This window comes from Henriciella sp. (genome assembly GCF_049649345.1).
Lineage (GTDB): Bacteria > Pseudomonadota > Alphaproteobacteria > Caulobacterales > Hyphomonadaceae > Henriciella.
On sequence record NZ_JBARZC010000333.1, the window covers coordinates 1 to 2,246 of the forward strand.

Annotated in this window: 1 protein-coding gene and 2 pseudogenes; all 3 read right to left on the bottom strand. The window is 63.4% G+C overall.

Features of this window, described 5'->3' with window-relative positions:
* Positions 1-501 (bottom strand): annotated as a pseudogene (locus WA989_RS09060) (hypothetical protein); the annotation flags it as partial.
* Between the two features lie 213 nt (positions 502-714).
* Positions 715-1,557, bottom strand: coding sequence for an NlpC/P60 family protein (locus tag WA989_RS09065; protein WP_424340180.1), 843 nt, complete (start codon positions 1,555-1,557; stop codon positions 715-717).
* 29 nt (positions 1,558-1,586) lie between these two features.
* A pseudogene (locus WA989_RS09070) lies at positions 1,587-2,246 on the bottom strand (leucyl aminopeptidase family protein); the annotation flags it as partial.

The window sequence follows — 2,246 nt, forward strand, 5'->3', positions numbered from 1 at the left end:
GTTCTTGTCTGCGGCATCCTGGAAAGCCTTCATGTTCTTGTCGGCAGCAGTCTGTGCGCGGTTCATGTTCTTTTCGGTGGCATCTTGGATCGCCTTCGCGCCCTTCTCGGCTGCATCCTGAGCAGCGTTGACCGACTTTTCGCCACGGGCTTCGAACGCCTTCAGCGCCTTGTCGAAATCCGCCTCGGCCTTGGCGATGCGGTCTCCGATCTGCTTGTCCGCGCGGGCGATCGCCTCTTCGACGGTCTTGCCCATGCGGCTCGAGAGATCCTCGAGCTGCCGTGTCGCGTCTTCTGCTGCCTTTTGCGCCTTTTCGAGGGCCTCGAGCGCAGCGCCGGGCGTCATGTCGGTATCGGAAGGCGCTGACTTGCTTGGTGCAGACGTCTGCTCGGCGGCCTTGGAAGATGTCTTGCGTGCCGGGGTCTTGGTCGTGCGGCGCGCGGTTGTCCGGCGGGTGGTGTTGCGCGAAGCGCCGGACCCATTCGTTGGCTTGTCGGACATTTCAGCATCCCCTCAGGTGGCCGTTAAAATCATTATAGGTTGTATGCTAGCGCTCCCTGCCCGATTCAGGAAGTGGGGTCCATGGCATTTTGCGGGCAGGCTGCACATTAGGTTAGCAGTCGGGGCGGGAGCATATCGATGCAACTTGCGTCTCGAAGCCCCGAACCGTCCGGCGTTTGATAACGATCCGTCGTCTGCCTCATTGTCTCAGGTCTACTGCGCGGATCCCACACGCCGCCGGCTGGTGATGTCACCGGAACCGGCGGCGGCGATCCGAGCAACAGCGTCGGCAAGCGGTTCTTCAACAACCGCCATATGGGTGGCGTTGGCGTGAACCAGATGCGTTTCATCCGTCATTATGCCGACATGTCCGGCCCAGAAAACCAGATCGCCCCGCCTGGAAGCTGCCTCCTGGGAGAGTTCCGCCCCCAGCCATGCCTCCTGCATATCCGTGTCGCGTGGTGCGTCCTCGCCCAATGCGGAAAACGCGGCCTGCACCAGCCCCGAGCAATCGATGCCCGCAGCGCTTCGTCCGCCCCAAAGATAGGGCACGCCCAGAAATCGCAGGGCGATATCGGCCGCGTCTACACCAATACTCCCCTTTTCAAGATGCGCCGCCGGAACAAAGGTCCCATCCGCGAGCGCCGCAAATGCGCCATTGAAACCGGTCACTGCGAGATGCGCAAGGAACGGAAAGCTGGCGCGCACTGGCGATTTCACGTCCGGGCGCGCATAGGCATGGCTGCTCAAGACCGCAACCCGTGCTGCGGGAGGTGGTTCGCCTCTTACGCAACGGCGCAACCCGTTCGCAGAAACATGGCCGACATAGCCATCGAGCCAGGATCTGCCCCAAGCCAAGCCATCCGCCGAGATGTCGAATACGGTGAAACGCTCGCCATGGAGCACCTGCGAGGCAATCTCGCTGTCTGGCTCGGATGAAAGCGTGAGATCGAGCAGCGGCGCAGAGACGACGTGATCCACGCCTTCCGCGAACCGCTCCGCTGCGACCTGACCAGCAAGCGCCGCGTCCGCGAGATCGGCGCGCGCGGCCAGCATACGCGACGGAAAGCGCGCGGCGTCCCAGATCATGGGCTGCAATAGCGCGTCTCGAGCATATCAAGCAGCGCCCGCGCGCCCTGACAGGCGCCGCCGCGCGGGCGCGCGGGTTTGGCACTGGGCGTCCAGCCATAGAGATCGGCATGGATATAAGCACGGTCCCGGCTCACGAAGCGGCGCAGAAACAGTGCCGCGGTTATCGAGCCAGCCATTCCACCACCGGGTGCATTATCCAGATCGGCGATGCCCGGCTCGATGAGCGGCTCATAGGGAGCCCAGAACGGCATGCGCCAAAGCGGATCTGCGACGCGCCTGGCAGAAATTGCCAGCGCGTCGGCAAGTAGGTCGTCATCGGTGTAGAATGGGGGCACATCCGGCCCGAGCGCCACCCGGGCAGCCCCGGTCAACGTGGCGAGGCTGATGATCAGTTCGGGCGTGTCTTCGTCGGCAAGCGCGAGCGCGTCCGCAAGCACGAGCCGGCCTTCGGCATCGGTATTATTGATTTCGACGCTGAGCCCCTTGCGGCTCGGCAGAATGTCACCGGGCCGCAGGGCCGATCCGTCGATCGCGTTCTCCACTGCCGGAACAAGCACGCGCAGCCGCAGATCCAGACCGAGTTGCATGATCATTGCGGCGAGGCCGAGCGCAGTGGCCGCGCCGCCCATGTCCTTTTTCATGATCGCCATGGA

Excerpts from the sequence above, each read along its gene's own strand:
- WA989_RS09065 (WP_424340180.1), bottom strand. The coding sequence starts at position 1,557 with ATGCTGGCCGCGCGCGCCGATCTCGCGGACGCGGCGCTTGCTGGTCAG.